The organism is Acinetobacter sp. A3 (assembly GCF_012371415.1).
Classification (GTDB): Bacteria; Pseudomonadota; Gammaproteobacteria; order Pseudomonadales; family Moraxellaceae; genus Acinetobacter.
Window position 1 is genome coordinate 20,696 of record NZ_JAAZQW010000026.1, and the last position, 16,681, is coordinate 37,376.

Genomic DNA, 16,681 nt, shown 5'->3' on the forward strand with positions numbered 1-16,681 from the left:
GCATGATTTAGTTAGAAAATTAAGTCAGGTTTACAAGGAGTTTGCCTATGCAATCTAGGACAATCCCCATCTCAATAAAAAAAAGACCCTATCATTTGGATAAGGTCTTTTTGTAAAAATAATTAACTAGATCATTTTAGATCAAAGCATCAAGCCACATTCCCTTCCAAGAAGTCCTGTGCAAAACGTTGCAATACACCGCCCGCTTCATATACAGACACTTCTTCTTCGGTATCTAAACGGCAAGTCACAGGCACTTCAATCATTTGATTTTTGCCGTCTGCAGTTGAACGCTCAATCACCAAAGTTAAGTCTGAACGTGGCGCAATATTACCCATCACGCTATAGAGTTCTGTACCATCCAAACCTAAAGTTTTACGGTTTACACCCGCTTTAAACTCAAGTGGCAATACGCCCATGCCCACCAAGTTGGTACGGTGAATACGCTCAAAACCTTCAGCGACAATTGCTTCCACACCAGCAAGACGCACACCTTTTGCAGCCCAGTCACGGCTAGAACCCTGACCATAGTCAGCACCTGCAATAATAATTAACGGCTGTTTACGGTTCATATAGGTTTCAATCGCTTCCCACATACGCATTACTTCGCCTTCTGGCTCAACACGCGCTTTAGAACCTTGCTTAATTGTGCCGTCTGAACGTACCACCATTTCATTAAACAATTTTGGATTCGCCAAAGTTGCACGTTGTGCCGTCAGGTGATCACCACGGTGCGTTGCATAAGAGTTGAAATCTTCTTCTGGCAAGCCCATTTTTGCCAAGTACTCACCTGCTGCCGAATCTAAAATAATCGCATTCGATGGAGATAAATGGTCTGTGGTGATGTTATCGCCCAAAATTGCCAAAGGACGCATATTGGCTAAAGTACGTGGTGCCGCTAATGCACCTTCCCAATACGGCGGACGACGGATATAAGTACTTTGTGGACGCCAGTCATATAGCGGACTTTCAGATTTTTCTGACTCACCCAAATCAAACATTGGGATATACACTTGGCGGAATTGTTCAGGTTTAACTGACTCTTTCACCAAAGCATCAATTTCAGCATCAGATGGCCAAATATCTTTTAAGTAAATTGGGTTGCCATTTTGATCGGTGCCTAATGCATCTTTTTCGATGTCAAAACGGATAGTGCCCGCAATCGCATAAGCCACAACCAATGGTGGAGATGCTAAGAAAGCTTGTTTCGCATACGGATGGATACGACCATCGAAGTTACGGTTACCTGAAAGCACCGCAGTCGCATACAAGTCACGGTCAATAATTTCTTGCTGAATAGCTGGGTCTAATGCACCAGACATACCATTACAGGTAGTACATGCATAGGCCACAATACCAAAGCCAAGTTTTTCTAAATCTTTCAGTACGCCTGCTTCTTCTAAATATAAAGCAGCGGCTTTAGAACCGGGTGCAAATGATGATTTCACCCAAGGCTTACGCACGAGTCCTAATTCATTGGCTTTACGTGCCAATAAACCTGCTGCTACGGTATTACGTGGGTTTGAGGTATTGGTACAAGAGGTAATGGCCGCAATAATGATCGCACCATCTGGCATTAAGCCATCGCTACGTTGCTCAACTACACCTGCAATGCCTTTTTCTTTCAAGTCTGCAGTAGATACACGCGCATGCGGATTAGATGGGCCTGCAATGTTACGCGTTACCGTTGAAAGATCAAAACGTAACACACGTGGATACTCTGCCTGAGTCATATCAGATGCCCAAAGACCAATTTCTTTGGCATAGTTTTCAACCAGTTTTACCTGCTCTGCTTCACGACCAGTCAAAGTTAAATAGTCGATGGTGTTTTGGTCGATGTAGAACATCGCTGCAGTTGCACCATATTCAGGGGTCATGTTGGAAATCGTGGCACGATCACCCACCGACATGCTGTCTGCACCTTCACCAAAGAATTCTAAATAAGCACCAACCACACGTTCTTTACGCAAGAACTCAGTTAAAGCCAATACGATGTCAGTTGCTGTAATACCCGCCTGACGCTGACCGACTAACTCCACACCAATAATATCTGGCAGACGCATCCAAGAAGCACGGCCCAACATTACGTTTTCAGCTTCTAAACCACCCACACCTACAGAAATGACACCCAAAGCATCAGTATGTGGCGTATGTGAGTCTGTACCTACGCAGGTATCTGGAAATGCCAGACCTTCACGGTTTTGAATCACTGGAGACATTTTTTCCAGATTAATCTGGTGCATGATGCCGTTACCCGCAGGAATCACATCTACATTTTCAAACGCAGTTTTAGTCCATTCAATAAAGTGGAAACGGTCTTCATTACGGCGATCTTCCACTTCACGGTTTTTACGGAATGCATCTGGGTCAAAACCACCATATTCCACTGCCAAAGAGTGATCGACAATTAACTGGGTTGGCACTACAGGATTCACTTTAGATGGATCACCACCTTGATCGGCAATCGCATCACGCAAGCCTGCCAAATCTACCAATGCGGTTTGACCTAAAATGTCGTGACATACCACACGTGCTGGATACCACGGAAAATCATGCTCTTGTTTACGTTCAATCAATTGTTTTAAAGATTGTTCTAAAATTGCAGGATCACAACGGCGCACCAACTGCTCTGCAAGTACTTTTGAGGTATAAGGAAGTTTGGCATAGGCGCCTGGCTGGATATCTTCAACGGCTTGACGCACGTCATAAAAATCGAGCTGAGTGCCTTGCAGCGGTTTGCGGTAGTTGTTATTCATCTGGTATTCGCCCTTACTCTATTGTTCTCAACATCTTATGGGATGATTGTTTCCACCCGTCGAAAGCATTGTACGCTGCCAAAAACCCATTTCCCAAATCTTATATATTTCATATACTTAAATATAAAAATAGTGGTTTTTTGCAATAATTGGTTACATTTCAAGTAAAATTCTTGCCTGAAAAATGCATTTTTTCTAAAAATAGCGCAAAATTGACCTCATTCTTTAGTCTTAGATTTCATTCTGAAAAGGGTTTTCATGCGCGATTTAGCTTTCTGTGCTTTGAGTTTAAACGGTGTAGATGCACAAAAATTTCTCCAAGGTCAGGTGACCGTCAATGTCGAAGCTTTGGCTGAAAATACAACGTGTTATACGGCTATTTGTAGTTTAAAAGGACGTGTGCTGTTTGGTTTATGGCTCAAAAAAATCTCCTCTGAAAGTTTTGAAATAATCAGCACTGCCGACCAAGCCGAAGATTTAGCCAAACACATTAAAAAATTTGGTGCATTTTCAAAAATGCAGCTTGAGACCATCGGTACGGTCTATCCACAACTTCAAGGTCAGCAGACTGAATTTACTGCTGAAACGACCGATATTCAGGTATGGCAGCTACAAGCCATTGAAGCAGGTCAAGCTTGGATTCAAGCCGCAACCGCAGAGGTGTTTCAGCCACAGGAATTACGTTTGCATCAACGGGATGGCGTGCATTATGACAAAGGCTGCTATTTGGGTCAGGAAGTTGTGGCTCGTTTATGGTTTAAAGCTAAACCAAAACATTGGTTACATTTAATTCAGGGTACTGGTGATGCACCTGCGCCTGCAGACAAACTGAATAATGATGTGGAAGTAGTGAACAGCCTTGCAACTGCAGATGGTTTTAAAGCTTTGGTCGTGGCTAAGCCAAGTGCTTTGGAAGAATTATCTGTACAAGTATTAGATTTACCTGAACATTTAAATGGCGATGTCGCCCGCCCACAATAAACTTAAAAATATTGCTTACACCACGAGGGAATCACAAGATTCCCTCGGTCTTTTCTGTAATCTGAATAATTCACAGTTTTTATATTTACTTTCACATTTTTCAAATTATGATGAATACATCCGCTAAAACTTACACATAAACGGAGTTGTGTGTAAAAAATAATAAGGTCAAATGAAAATGATGAAGAAACTACTCATTGTGGGTGCGATTGCCCTATCTAGCAGCATCAGCATGGCAAATAGCAACATTCCAACCGATCCTGCTTTTGCAAAGATTGAACAATTAATGCAAGCCAATAAAGTCAAAGATGCCTATCAGGAGTTAGAAAAACTGTCCAAAGCTGGCAATGCTCAAGCCATGTATAACTTGGGTTATTTAACCCAAACAGGGCAAGGCACCGCTAAAAATGAAAAGAAAGCCCTACAGTTGTACGAGCAATCTGCTCAAAAAGGCTACCCTGTTGCGCATTATGTGTTAGGTAAAAACTATCTGACGGGTGCTTTGGGTTTAAAACAAGATACTGCCAAAGCTAAACAGCATTTACAAAGTGCCTCTAAACTAGGTTTTCACGATGCAACTGTAGATTTAGCCGTTGTATATTTCTCAGAAAATACGGCAGCGTCCGATCAACAAGGACTAAAGTTATTACAGCCTTTAATAGCGAAGGATCACTATCAAGCCATTCATGCCAAAGCTTTATACGACATTAGCACGGGCTTTAAAAACAAAAATGAAACACCAATTAAACAAGGTCTACAAAGTATCCAAAACTTGGCACAAAAGGGCTATATTCCTGCGCTCATGGCGGTGGGCAATATGTTTGTGAATGGCAATATCGTGCCACAAAATTTACCTGAGGCGAAAAAGATTTTTGCATCATTGGCACAGGAAAATGTACCTCAAGCCAAAGAGTCACTGGCTGCGGTAGAAAAAATGATGGCCGATCAAGCCAAAGGTTCAAACAAAGCTGCAGCCAAGAAAAGTTAAAACTCGGACTTAGTGAGCATAGCGCACACATTCAGCCAGTTCATCTGTCAGTGCGCTATCTTACCAACTCAAGACGCTCGCAAGATGCCAAATCTAAGTCGTCATAATGCATCACACAATTCCGCCCCTGATATTTGGCGGTATACAGTGCCAAGTCAGCTTGTTTGATCAATGGCTCCAAATTACACTGTGCGACTCCAAGTTCTGCCACGCCAACAGACACCGAAAAGTGTAATTCCTGATCTTGCAATGAGATGCCTTGTTGCGACAGCTTTTGGCGTAAACGCTCTGCTATTTTCAAGGCATCCTGTTTGGTCGTATGCGGTAAAAAAACAATAAATTCCTCTCCACCAAAACGAGCCAAAATATCCCCCTGTCGCATTTCACGTTGTGACACTTCTGCAATGCTACGTAGTACCCGATCACCTACATCGTGCCCATAGGTGTCATTGATGACTTTAAATCTGTCGACATCAAAAATCAGTAAAGCCGCCGTACCCTCATAGCAACTTGCCTGAATGAGATGCCCGACTGCATACATAAAATGGCGTCTGTTGTGCAATTGAGTCAGTTCATCTGTTTGTGCCATTTCATTTAAAATATGGTAATTCCAGTCTTCCAATAATGCTCTAAGAAAATTCTTACGCGCATTTAGGGTATTAATCCAAGCAATATAAATACTGAACAATAAAATAGGCGTATACACCAACAGAAATATATAAAAATCCTGCAAACTACTCAGACGATAGACACCATATAAAATCACCACGCTGATCAGCGCAGAGGTGATTAAAGAACGGCGAAAATGCACTTGAATGGACAAATTTCCCAAGACAATCAAAATCACGCTGGCATATAGATATGTAGAAATCCACGCACTGGTTGAGTGTAATAAAAGTTCAAACCAAATGATTGCAGATACACTGGTCGAAAGCGGTAAAATCAGATCCAACCATTGAATTTGGCGAACATATTTAAATAAGAAAAAATTAAGACTACAACCAATAAGAATGGCCATCACACGTGTCATACCAGACAGCGCACTTACATCGGGGATGACAAAATGGTCTGCCCAGAAATAAATTAAAAATGCCAGCTGAGCGACATAATTTACTTGTTTTAAATAAGATTTTTGATGTCGATACTGAAACTGATAATAGTTTTGTTTGAATACTGCTGGAATTTTTGCAATTGGGTCTTTTAAGGCATTTTCGATAAGTTGCCGACTCTGAATATCACAATGTGAAGCATTCAAAATCGAGCGTTGTGCAGAATGACTCGCTGACTGTAACAACACTTTTGAAGGTGAATTCTCTTGTGTTGTATCTGAATGTGGGGGCATCTTGCATAGCCCATCCTGCAAACAATGCTATATGTCTAATATTGCTAAATAATATACAACTGCCATCTATTTTGTACACTGTTTATTCAAGTGCATTTTCAAAGTTATAACACTAAGGTCTCGTTCAGTTTTATAACCAATGGTCAGATTGGGTTAATAAAATTGCCACCATCACAAAACCTAAAATTGTGCTTAACACTAATGGTGCTAAAGCTTTGTCATGTAAACCATAGTGCTGCCCAAAAATACCAAAGGCGATTGGCATGGGCAAAGCCGCCAATAAAGTTCCAACAAACAACATTTCACGGCTGACATCCAACATCCATAAAATGCCAAAAATCATGAGCGGCATCAGCAGCACCTTGAGCAATGCCAACACTATACTTTGCAGATTCAGCGACTGAATTTTCATTCCAACCAGACTGCCGCCAATCACAAACAGTGCCAAAGGTGAAGCGGTTTTACCCAACATTTCTAGAATTTGTGAGATAGATTGCGGCAGTTTTAAGTTTAAGAACACACACAACATGCCCAATAAAATGGATAAAATTACAGGATTTTTCAGTAAACGCTGCAAGGTTTCCAAATAAAGTTGCCAGCCTGATTTTGTTGTAGATTGCAGCCCACGTTCTGCCAAAATTAGCATAATGGCCACAATAATCAGGTTTTCTACAATTAAAGTTAAAGACAAATAAATTGCGGACTGACTGCCAATCAACAAGGTTAAAATGGCTGTGCCAATAAACCCAGTGTTGGACATAGAAGCACCCATCGCCAAAACACTGCTATGGGTTATACTTTCAGAAAAATAATACCGATACAGTAAAAATGCACCTGCAAACAATACAATAGAACCGCCACCATACCCCAGAAAATAAGCAGGATGCCAAATTTCCGCCAAGCTCTTACTGGCCAAAGCCTGCAATAAAAATGCAGGCAAGGCCACTTTCATAACAAACTGCCCTAGAAACTGAATTGCGTTAGATTCTATAAACTGGCTTTTTACGGCAAAATATCCCAAAAGCACAACGGCGCAAATGGGAAATAAAATACTCAGTAACACCCTGACATCCTTTTTCAGTGTTGCCCATATTTCTGCATGGTTTTACTGATTTACCTTACACCGAATCCGCCAATAAAGCACGGCAAAATAGTTTAAGTTTCACTTATTTTAAGTGATCCAATCTCAGGTTTCTGCATCACCCTCTATTGGCTTAAACGGCTGAAATAAACAACGGAATCCGTGTGGCTGACAGCGTAAATATTGTGGTGCAATCTCAATTTGCTCACCCAATTCAGCAGCTGCATGCCATGGCCAGCGCGGGTCATACAAAATTGCACGTGCAATAGCAATGGCATCGGCCTGTTCATATTGCAAAATGCCTTCTGCCTGCATGGCTTCCGTAATCAACCCCACTGCAATCACAGGTATTTTTACCGCCTGTTTAATCGCATGTGCAAAGGGTGTTTGATAGCCTGCGTGTAAATCAATCTGCTGTTCAGGGTGTAAACCACCACTCGATACATGAATATACGCAGCACCTAAATGCTCAAGCGCTTTGGCTAAGCCAATGGATGACTCCAGATTCCAACCACCAGCATCATCCATCCAGTCAGTTGCAGAAATTCGCACCCCAATTGGATAATCTTGTGGGACTGCATTTTTAATGGCTTGGAATACTTCTAAGGTCAGGCGAATCCGATGCTCGAGACTACCGCCATACTCATCTTGACGTTGATTAGACAACGGTGACATAAATTGATGCAACAAGTAACCATGTGCAGCATGAATTTCAATTAAGTCAAAGCCTGCATCCACCGCACGTACAGCAGCACTGGCAAAGTCTGCAATAATCTGCTGAATTTCATCTTGGCTTAACGCATGCGGTGCATGTTCATGTGCCTGAAATGGCAACTCACTGGCCGATACCGTCTGCCAGCCATGTTCCTCATTCGGCGCAAACTGCCCTTTGCCCTGCCAAGGTTTATCAGTCGATGCTTTACGCCCTGCATGCGCCAGTTGTATCGCAAATGGCATTGGAGACAGGCTTTTAAGTTTATGTAATAGCGCTTTGAGCTGCGCACGCTGCATATCGTTCCATAAACCTAAGTCAGCATAACTAATGCGCCCTTCAGCCTGCACTGCGGTAGCTTCGACGATACACATACCTGCGCCAGACAACGCATAATTCGCCCATTGTTGTTCGTGCCAATAACTCAACTCGCCCTGTTCATTGGCAGAATATTGACACATTGGAGCAATCAGAATTTTATTGGCAAGTTGCAGTGAGCCAAATTGAATCGGCTGAAAAAGTAATGTCACGCTGCATGCCCTCATACTGTGCGATTCACCAAAAGTGAATCATGAAATAAAGAAGTAAAAACTCGGAATCTGCCATCTTTTCAAGATGGTTTTTCCCTATAGTAGATGTTCAAAAATGATTTATTTATAACGTGTTGTATGGTTTTTGCAAAGCATGCTTTAGCTTTTCACAGAATAATTTTGCGGTGGCAAGCTATGGCTTGTATTCTATAGGTTATCCCCAATATTAAGCGCATTACTTTATGCCCTTGCCTGCTTAATTTCCACAAGTGGATTGAATTTGTACCATGCCTGAATTGCCCGAAGTTGAAACCACCAAAACCAGTTTATTGCCGCTGCTGGATCAAAAAGTCCTGAATGTAGAAGTACGTCAAGCCAGCTTACGTTGGCCCATTCCAGAAAACCTGCATAAACTCACAGGACAAAAACTTCTGCAATTGACCCGCAGATCCAAATACATTCTGGCGCAATTTGAGCAAGACAGCATGTTATGGCATTTAGGCATGTCAGGTAGTTTTCGTCTTTGCGATGCCCATGAAGATTTACGCAAACATGACCATCTGATTATTCAGTTTGAAGATATGCAATTGCGTTACCACGACCCACGTCGTTTTGGCTGTATTTTATGGCTAGATGAAAGCTCACAACATAAATTGATTGATCCTCTTGGCCCTGAGCCACTGAGTGATGCGTTTAATACTGACTATCTTTTTCACAAGTTAAAAAATAAGAACGTTGGCATTAAAGTTGCAATTATGGATAACCATGTCGTGGTAGGTGTGGGTAATATTTATGCCACGGAAAGCCTATTTAACTTAGGTATTCATCCTGCACAACCTGCGTCATCTCTGAGTTTGGCGCAAATTGAAAAACTGGTGATTGAAATTAAACGTATTTTAAAACAGGCGATTGATTTAGGCGGTTCGACCTTACGTGATTACAGCAATGCCATGGGTGAAAATGGTTACTTTCAGCAGACTTTACTGGCCTATGGCCGCGCAGGTGAAATGTGTGTGAATTGCGAAACCACATTAGAAAACCTGAAACTAGGGCAACGTGCATCTGTGTTTTGCCCTGAATGCCAGCCATTGAAAAAAGTACCGACCACGACTAAACATGCCGCAACTAAACGAGGTAAAAAAGCATGAAAACTGCAATTGTGCGTCATATCTTAGTCAAAGATAAAGAAACCTGTGAACAACTGAAAAAGCGGATTCAATCGGGTGCTGATTTTGCCAAAATTGCCAAACAGTTTTCGACCTGCCCTTCGGGCAAAAAAGGCGGTGAATTGGGTGAGGTTAAAAAAGGACAACTCGTGCCCGTGATTGATAAATTAGTCTTTACTGCAGCAGAACGGGTATTGCATGGCCCTGTGAAAAGTCAGTTTGGTTTTCATTTGGTAGAAGTAAAGTTTCGGATGTGATTTATAATTTCTAAAGCTCCCTCTCCTTTCAGGAGATGAGCAGCACTGCTGTGCAAGGGAGAGATTTATCCCCCTCCCTCCAGCCCTCTCGCTCTAGGAGAGGATGCAAAAAAACGGCGCATCTTGCACCGTTTTTTTTGCTTAATCTCAGGATTAAAATTATTGACGTTTTTTCAATTCATCACGAATTTCACGTAATAATTCAATGTCTTCTGGTGTTGCTTCTGGAGCTGGCTCTTCTTCTTGGTTACGGCGCATTTTGTTCATTAATTTCACTAACCAGAACACTACCCATGCCAATAGAATGAAGTTAATCAAAATTGTCATGAAGTTACCGTAATGGAAAATATTTAAACCAGCTTCCTGTGCCGCAGTTAAGGTTTGAATATTATTTGGGTTATCACCCAAAATCAGGAACTTGTTGGTAAAGTCGACATCACCACCGAGCACCCATGAAATAAGCGGCATGATCACATCTTTAACCAATGAATCAATAATCTTACCAAAAGCACCACCAATGATGACACCAACCGCCAAATCCATCATATTGCCTTTAATGGCAAATTCTTTAAATTCTTGAATAATGCTCATACGACTCTCCAGTATTTTTTAAGCGTTATTTTGTGACGCAGTATACATTATATTATGTTACAAATTGCACGTGTCGTTATAGCATTGTGTAATTTTAAAGTTTGGTCAATATCGAATTTGTGTTTAAACATTTGGTCATAAAAAAACCGCTAAACGAATTTAGCGGTTTTTAGATCACGATATTCTATTATTTATCGCGGTTACGTTTACGTTCGTTTTCAGTCAACCAACGCTTACGAATACGAATTGATTTTGGTGTTACTTCAACTAGCTCGTCGTCTTCAATAAATTCAAGTGCTTGCTCAAGTGTGAATTCAATTGCAGGCACTAGTGTCAACGCATCATCAGTACCAGAAGCACGTACGTTAGTTAACTGCTTCGCTTTAGTTGGGTTAACCACCATGTCGTCTGAACGAGAGTTAATCCCTACAATCATACCTTCGTAAACTTCTAACTGAGGTTTAGCGAATAAACGACCACGATCTTGTAAGCTGAACAATGCATAGCCCAAGCAAGTACCTTGAACCATAGAAATCAACACACCATTTTGACGTTTCGCTACTTGACCTGCTTTCATTGGGCCATAGTGCGAGAAGCTTGAAGTCATGATACCTGTACCTGAAGTCATGGTCATGAATTCAGAACGGAAACCAATTAAGCCACGTGAAGGTACAGTTGCTTCAATACGGATACGGCCTTTACCGTCTACTTCCATATTGGTCATCTCACCTTTACGGTTACCCATTTGTTCCATCACAGCGCCTTGGTGCTGTTCTTCTACGTCAAAAGTCACGTTTTCGTATGGTTCTTGCATTTCGCCATCGATCTCTTTCAAGATCACTTGTGGACGAGATACACCCATCTCGAAGCCTTCACGACGCATGTTTTCAATCAATACTGAAAGGTGAAGTTCACCACGGCCTGATACTTTGAAACGGTCAGGACTGTCAGTATCTTCTACACGAAGTGCAACGTTGTGAATTAATTCGCGGTCTAGACGTTCACGAATGTTACGTGAAGTCACGAATTTACCTTCTTTACCTGCAAACGGTGAGTTATTCACTTGGAATGTCATCGATACTGTTGGTTCGTCTACAGAAAGCGGTGGTAAAGCTTCTACATTTTTCGGATCACAAATCGTGTCAGAAATATGCAGTTCGTCCATACCTGTTACACATACGATGTCGCCTGCAGAAGCAGATTCAACATCAACACGCTCTAAACCATGGTAACCCATGATTTTTAAGATACGACCGTTACGTGTTTTACCTTCTTGGTCAATCACGGTTACAGGTGTATTTAATTTCACTGAACCACGTTGAATACGACCAACACCAATTACACCTACGAAGCTGTTATAGTCAAGTGAAGAAACTTGCATTTGGAATGGACCATCAACATCAACTGCTGGTGGCTCAACAATATCAACAATTGTTTCAAATAACGGTGTCATATCTTCCGCTAATTCGTCTGGTGCAGGACCAGCAACACCACGTAAGCCTGATGCATATACGATTGGGAAGTCTAATTGGTCATCAGTTGCACCCAAGTTATCAAACAAGTCAAATACTTGATCAATTACCCAGTCTGGACGTGCGTTTGGCTTATCTACCTTGTTGATGATCACGATTGGCTTCAAACCACGTGTAAAGGCTTTTTGCGTTACAAAGCGAGTTTGTGGCATTGGGCCTTCTTGAGAGTCTACAAGAAGTAATACGCAGTCAACCATCGACATTACACGTTCAACCTCACCACCGAAGTCGGCGTGTCCTGGGGTGTCGACAATATTGATACGGTATTCAGTATCAGTACGTTTATCTAACCATTTGATTGCTGTGTTTTTTGCAAGAATGGTAATACCACGTTCACTTTCAATAGCGCCTGAATCCATGACACGCTCAATCTCGCCCGCTCGTTCACCGAGTGCACCCGATTGTTGTAAAAGTTTATCCACAAGAGTTGTTTTACCGTGGTCAACGTGCGCAATAATTGCGATGTTGCGGAGAGTTTTAATATCTGACATGTAAATTCAATACGCTATAAATTTGAGGGCAAATTATACAGAAAAATACTAAAGTTTTATAGTGACACTTTATTGACACACACAATTTTTTTTGATGAGTAACACGCTTTTGATTTTGTAAAGCTGTGTAACTCGATTAGAATAGCGCCACTTTTGCAATATCTTTACGACTTATGTCTGATTTTAACCAATCTCCCTCCCCAAAAGACCAACTTGATTTGGTCTATGGTCTGAATGACCGTCCAAAACCACTTATCGCTTTTTTAGCCGCATTCCAGCATTTATTGGCGATTATTGTACCGATTGTTACACCTGGCTTGCTGATTTGCTTGGCTTTGGGTGTTTCAAAAGAAGATACCAACATGATTTTGTCGATGTCTTTGGTCATTTCAGGCATCGCGACCTTTTTACAATGTAAAAAAGTTGGCCCTTTTGGTGCTGGCTTACTCATTGTGCAAGGTACCAGTTTTAACTTTATTGGCCCCATTATTGGGATCGGCTCTGCCATGGTCGCAGCAGGTACACCTGTTGAGTCAGTCATGGCGGCAATTTTTGGTGTCGTGATCGCAGGTTCATTTATTGAAATGGGCGTGTCCCAAATTTTGCCGTGGGTCAAAAAACTGATCACACCACTGGTTACTGGCATTGTGGTGCTGTTAATTGGTCTAACCCTTATTAAAGAAGGCCTCATCAGTATGGGCGGTGGCTATCAAGCCATGAGCAATAATACTTTTGCCAATACTGACAACCTGATTATGTCGTGTACGGTCTTAGCCATCATTATTATTTTGAACCGTATCAATATCACCTGGATTAAAAGCTCTGCTATTTTAATTGCCTTGGTGATTGGTTATGCACTGGCAGGCATGATGGGTCATTTAGACTTTTCAGGCTTGAAAGATGCGCCACTGATACAAGTTCCTACACCTATGCATTTTGGACTAGATTTCTCTTGGAGTCTGTTCATTCCTTTGGCCTTTATTTATTTGGTGACTTCACTGGAAGCAATTGGTGACATCACTGCAACATCCAAACTTTCCAATCAACCTGTAGATGGCCCGCAATGGATGCAGCGTATCAAAGGTGGTGTATTGGTGAATGGTGCCAACTCATTCTTGGCAGGTATTTTCAATACTTTCCCAAGTTCGGTGTTTGCCCAAAACAATGGTGTAATTCAACTGACAGGCGTTGCTAGCCGTTATGTAGGAATTTGGATTGCAGCACTGCTGATTATTTTAGGTCTACTCCCTGCAGTTGCAGGCGTGATTCAGGCAGTACCTCAAGCAGTTCTAGGTGGTGCTGTAATGGTGATGTTTGGTGCTGTCGCAGCTTCAGGTATCAACATTCTTTCAGGGGTACAGCTAGATCGTCGTGCCTTACTGATTATTGCAATTTCTCTTGGCTTAGGCTTAGGTGTTGCACAAGTGCCACAAATTTTGGAACACTTACCTGAATTATTCCGTAATATTTTCAGCTCAGGCGTTGCCACAGGCGGTATTGCAGCACTCATTTTAAATATTGTGCTTCCTGAAACCCAAAAGTAATTGCATGTCCAAAAAACACTGTCTGAGCTGAACTTAGACAGTGTTTTTCTATTGGAGAGAGAACCATGAACCCCCAAAGCGAAGTTTTACTCAGACAATATGACTATTTGTCTGGTCGTGTTCTACTGATCAATGCCCCAACCGATCAACTCATCGCAGAATTGGGTGACTCAATCCAAGCCTCTGTCTGGACATGGAATTTCAACGACTATCAATACTTTCAAAATCAGCAGGCTCAAGTGCATTTTGGTGCAGAGTTTCCTGCTGCCGAGTTTGATCAAGCAGTTATTTTCGTACCCAAATCCAAAGAATTACTGAATTATTTAATTCATAATGTTGCGGCCCAACTCAAAGTGGGCAGTAGCATATTTTTGGTGGGTGAAAAGAAAGGGGGGGTTGAGCGCGCAGCCAAACAGTTACAGCCTTATGGCAAAATGCTCAAGCTTGATAGCGCACGTCATTGCCAACTTTGGCAGCTAATTTTAGAACACAATGTTCAAGCTAAAGCACTGTCTGACTGGGCACAACGCTATAACATCAGCACACCAAAAGGTGACTTACAAATTTGTGCGCTACCAGGCGTATTTAGCCAAAAGCATTTAGATGTCGGTACTGCAGTTCTCTTGCCTTATTTAAGTCAGGTGACGTCTGGAAAAATTGCAGATTTTGGCTGTGGTGCTGGGGTCATCAGTGCTTATTTAGCGAAGTTAAACCCTGAAAACCGAATTTTTGCGCTCGATGTCGATGCCTTTGCTTTAGCATCTACACAAATGACGTTTGAACAGAATCAGCTCAATCCTCAACAACTTGAAATTAAAGCGGTAACAGGCATTCAGGATGCCCCACTGTTTTTACATGCCATTGTCAGCAACCCCCCATTTCATCAAGGTATTCAGACCGATTACGATGCCAGTGAAACCCTATGTAAAACTTCGCGTCGTCATTTGAAATCGGGTGGTGAACTTTGGATTGTAGCCAACCGCTTTTTGAATTACCCGCTATTAATTGAACAAAGTTTTGGTCAATGCACAATCAAGGCAGATCAACAAGGCTTTAAAGTACTGTTTGCCAGTACACAAAAAAATACGAAGGATGCATGATGAGCGAAACTCAAAACAATCGACAGTTACAGCGTAAACTCGGTGCACGTCATTTAAACATGATTGCCATTGGTGGCTCGATTGGTACAGGTTTGTTCCTTGCCTCGGGTGCAACCATCGCTAATGCAGGCCCAGGCGGTGCATTACTGGCCTATGCACTCATTGGGGTGATGATTTATTTCTTGATGACCAGTCTAGGTGAGCTTGCCACCCACAATCCAACCTCTGGGGCTTTCTTCACATACGGCAGCAAATATGTAGAAGGCGGCTTTGGGTTTGCGCTAGGCTGGAACTATTGGTACAACTGGGCCATTACGGTTGCATTTGAATTAGTAGCTGTGCAATTCATTATGAAATTCTGGTTTCCAGATATTCCTGGTTTCTATTGGAGTGCGTTATTTCTAGCGGTTGTATTTGGAATTAATGCATTAACCGTAAAAGGATTTGGTGAATCAGAGTTTTTCTTCTCGCTGGTCAAAGTCCTTGCGATCGTCGCCTTCATCATCATTGGTATATTCATGATTGTAAAAATCATGCTGACTCCAGATGTCACTACTTTCGCCAATTGGAGCAAAGGTGAAGCTCCATTTGTCGGTGGATTATCTGCCCTGATTGGTGTAGCGATGATTGCAGGATTTTCTTTCCAAGGCACCGAAATGGTCGGAGTTGCAGCAGGTGAATCTAAAAATCCAAAAAAGACCATTCCAATTGCAATCAAACAAATTTTCTGGCGAATCTTATTATTTTATATCGTGTGTATTTTCATCATCGGTACACTCATTGCCTACGATGACCCTCGTTTACTCCAAGCAGCAGCGACTGATAATATCTCCCTTTCTCCTTTTACTTTACTGTACGAACAGGCAGGTTTTGCTTTTGCAGCAAGTGTTATGAATGCAGTGATTTTAACGGCTATTTTATCTGCTGGTAACTCAGGCATGTATTCCTCTACCCGTATGCTATTTGATATGGCACGCAAAGGTAGCGCCCCAAAAGCTTTTGCACGACTGGATGCACGTGGCGTACCCATGAATGCACTTTATGCTACTACCGCAATTGCCGCACTGTGCTTTTTAACCACTTTTATTGGTGAAGAACAAGTATTTAACTGGCTACTGAATATGTCAGGTATGTGTGGCTTTATTGTCTGGCTTGGTATTGCTGTATCACATTATCGTTTTCGTAAAGGCTATTTGGCACAAGGCTACCAACTGCATGATTTAGCCTATCGTGCTAAATTCTTTCCATTTGCCCCGTGGTTTGCCTTTATCCTATGTGCGATTGTGGTCTTAGGTCAAAACTACCAAGCGGTGCTTGATGGTGAATGGTTAGCGGTGTTATCAACCTATATTGGGATCTTTTTATTTTTAGCCATTTGGTTAGGCTATAAATGGAAACACAAAACCAAGCTCATTGCCTATCAAGATATGGATGTACAACCCATGCTTACAGATCGTGACTAAAATAACCTGAGTTCGATATAAAAAAAGAGTAGAAAAAAAGCCCTGTTTTTGTAACATATTGGTTCTCAAGACAAAATGTTATAAAACAAGGCTTCTCAATGGATCATATTACCGAATTATTTTGTATTTTGGATGATTTCTGCAAAA

13 protein-coding genes are annotated in these 16,681 nt (G+C 41.8%); 7 read left to right on the plus strand and 6 right to left on the minus strand.

The features are described from left to right. Window positions 1–149: 149 nt before the first annotated feature. Entirely contained in the window at window positions 150–2,756 is a 2,607-nt protein-coding gene (gene acnD / locus HHA42_RS09310) for a Fe/S-dependent 2-methylisocitrate dehydratase AcnD (protein WP_168418122.1), read from the minus strand. Between the two features lie 258 nt (window positions 2,757–3,014). Here acnD and HHA42_RS09315 point away from each other — a divergent pair, with 258 nt between their 5' ends. Continuing rightward, the gene (locus HHA42_RS09315; protein WP_168526273.1) at window positions 3,015–3,737 is read left to right on the plus strand and encodes a folate-binding Fe/S cluster repair protein; all 723 of its coding nucleotides are present in this window, start codon (window positions 3,015–3,017) and stop codon (window positions 3,735–3,737) included. Between the two features lie 181 nt (window positions 3,738–3,918). Then, on the plus strand, window positions 3,919–4,725 hold the full coding sequence (locus HHA42_RS09320; RefSeq protein WP_168460867.1) for a tetratricopeptide repeat protein: 807 nt from the start codon (window positions 3,919–3,921) through the stop codon (window positions 4,723–4,725). 55 nt (window positions 4,726–4,780) lie between these two features. Here the strand turns inward: HHA42_RS09320 and HHA42_RS09325 are convergent, their stop codons facing one another. From HHA42_RS09325 to HHA42_RS09335, 3 genes are all read right to left on the minus strand, one after another. Further along, complete coding sequence (locus HHA42_RS09325; protein ID WP_168526275.1) at window positions 4,781–6,067, minus strand: GGDEF domain-containing protein; 1,287 nt, start codon at window positions 6,065–6,067, stop codon at window positions 4,781–4,783. A gap of 130 nt (window positions 6,068–6,197) precedes the next feature. After that, window positions 6,198–7,130, minus strand: a complete 933-nt coding sequence (locus HHA42_RS09330) for an AEC family transporter (RefSeq protein WP_168526277.1) — start codon at window positions 7,128–7,130, stop codon at window positions 6,198–6,200. A 123-nt stretch (window positions 7,131–7,253) separates the two neighbouring features. Next, window positions 7,254–8,390, minus strand: coding sequence for an NADH:flavin oxidoreductase/NADH oxidase (locus HHA42_RS09335; RefSeq protein ID WP_168526279.1), 1,137 nt, complete (start codon window positions 8,388–8,390; stop codon window positions 7,254–7,256). A gap of 287 nt (window positions 8,391–8,677) precedes the next feature. Here HHA42_RS09335 and mutM point away from each other — a divergent pair, with 287 nt between their 5' ends. Together mutM and HHA42_RS09345 are read left to right on the plus strand one after the other, a co-directional pair. Beyond that, window positions 8,678–9,538 carry a bifunctional DNA-formamidopyrimidine glycosylase/DNA-(apurinic or apyrimidinic site) lyase gene (gene mutM, locus HHA42_RS09340; protein ID WP_168418117.1) on the plus strand — a complete coding sequence of 287 codons (861 nt, stop codon included), beginning with the start codon at window positions 8,678–8,680 and terminating at the stop codon, window positions 9,536–9,538. Further along, on the plus strand, window positions 9,535–9,813 hold the full coding sequence (locus HHA42_RS09345) for a peptidylprolyl isomerase (RefSeq protein WP_168418116.1): 279 nt from the start codon (window positions 9,535–9,537) through the stop codon (window positions 9,811–9,813). The genes mutM and HHA42_RS09345 overlap by 4 nt, the downstream gene beginning before the upstream one ends. A 159-nt stretch (window positions 9,814–9,972) precedes the next feature. On the opposite strand, the gene mscL is transcribed toward HHA42_RS09345, so the two are convergent. Continuing rightward, complete coding sequence (gene mscL, locus HHA42_RS09350) at window positions 9,973–10,404, minus strand: large conductance mechanosensitive channel protein MscL (RefSeq protein ID WP_131260726.1); 432 nt, start codon at window positions 10,402–10,404, stop codon at window positions 9,973–9,975. A 187-nt stretch (window positions 10,405–10,591) separates the two neighbouring features. Next, complete coding sequence (gene typA / locus HHA42_RS09355) at window positions 10,592–12,427, minus strand: translational GTPase TypA (RefSeq protein WP_168526281.1); 1,836 nt, start codon at window positions 12,425–12,427, stop codon at window positions 10,592–10,594. Window positions 12,428–12,600: 173 nt separating this feature from the next. On the opposite strand from typA, the gene HHA42_RS09360 reads away from it, so the two are divergent. The 3 genes from HHA42_RS09360 to HHA42_RS09370 all read left to right on the plus strand — a co-directional run bounded on the left by HHA42_RS09360 (window position 12,601) and on the right by HHA42_RS09370 (window position 16,534). Beyond that, a complete protein-coding gene (locus tag HHA42_RS09360; protein WP_168418114.1) occupies window positions 12,601–13,971 on the plus strand; it encodes a uracil-xanthine permease family protein in 1,371 nt (456 codons plus the stop codon). Between the two features lie 65 nt (window positions 13,972–14,036). Further along, window positions 14,037–15,071 carry a methyltransferase gene (locus HHA42_RS09365; protein ID WP_168418113.1) on the plus strand — a complete coding sequence of 345 codons (1,035 nt, stop codon included), beginning with the start codon at window positions 14,037–14,039 and terminating at the stop codon, window positions 15,069–15,071. Next, on the plus strand, window positions 15,071–16,534 hold the full coding sequence (locus HHA42_RS09370; protein ID WP_168418112.1) for an amino acid permease: 1,464 nt from the start codon (window positions 15,071–15,073) through the stop codon (window positions 16,532–16,534). The genes HHA42_RS09365 and HHA42_RS09370 overlap by 1 nt, the downstream gene beginning before the upstream one ends. Window positions 16,535–16,681: the final 147 nt, after the last annotated feature.

Excerpts from the sequence above, each read along its gene's own strand:
- acnD (WP_168418122.1), bottom strand. The coding sequence starts at position 2,756 with ATGAATAACAACTACCGCAAACCGCTGCAAGGCACTCAGCTCGATTTT.
- HHA42_RS09315 (WP_168526273.1), top strand. The coding sequence starts at position 3,015 with ATGCGCGATTTAGCTTTCTGTGCTTTGAGTTTAAACGGTGTAGATGCA.
- HHA42_RS09320 (WP_168460867.1), top strand. The coding sequence starts at position 3,919 with ATGAAGAAACTACTCATTGTGGGTGCGATTGCCCTATCTAGCAGCATC.
- HHA42_RS09325 (WP_168526275.1), bottom strand. The coding sequence starts at position 6,067 with ATGCCCCCACATTCAGATACAACACAAGAGAATTCACCTTCAAAAGTG.
- mutM (WP_168418117.1), top strand. The coding sequence starts at position 8,678 with ATGCCTGAATTGCCCGAAGTTGAAACCACCAAAACCAGTTTATTGCCG.
- HHA42_RS09345 (WP_168418116.1), top strand. The coding sequence starts at position 9,535 with ATGAAAACTGCAATTGTGCGTCATATCTTAGTCAAAGATAAAGAAACC.
- mscL (WP_131260726.1), bottom strand. The coding sequence starts at position 10,404 with ATGAGCATTATTCAAGAATTTAAAGAATTTGCCATTAAAGGCAATATG.
- typA (WP_168526281.1), bottom strand. The coding sequence starts at position 12,427 with ATGTCAGATATTAAAACTCTCCGCAACATCGCAATTATTGCGCACGTT.
- HHA42_RS09360 (WP_168418114.1), top strand. The coding sequence starts at position 12,601 with ATGTCTGATTTTAACCAATCTCCCTCCCCAAAAGACCAACTTGATTTG.
- HHA42_RS09365 (WP_168418113.1), top strand. The coding sequence starts at position 14,037 with ATGAACCCCCAAAGCGAAGTTTTACTCAGACAATATGACTATTTGTCT.
- HHA42_RS09370 (WP_168418112.1), top strand. The coding sequence starts at position 15,071 with ATGAGCGAAACTCAAAACAATCGACAGTTACAGCGTAAACTCGGTGCA.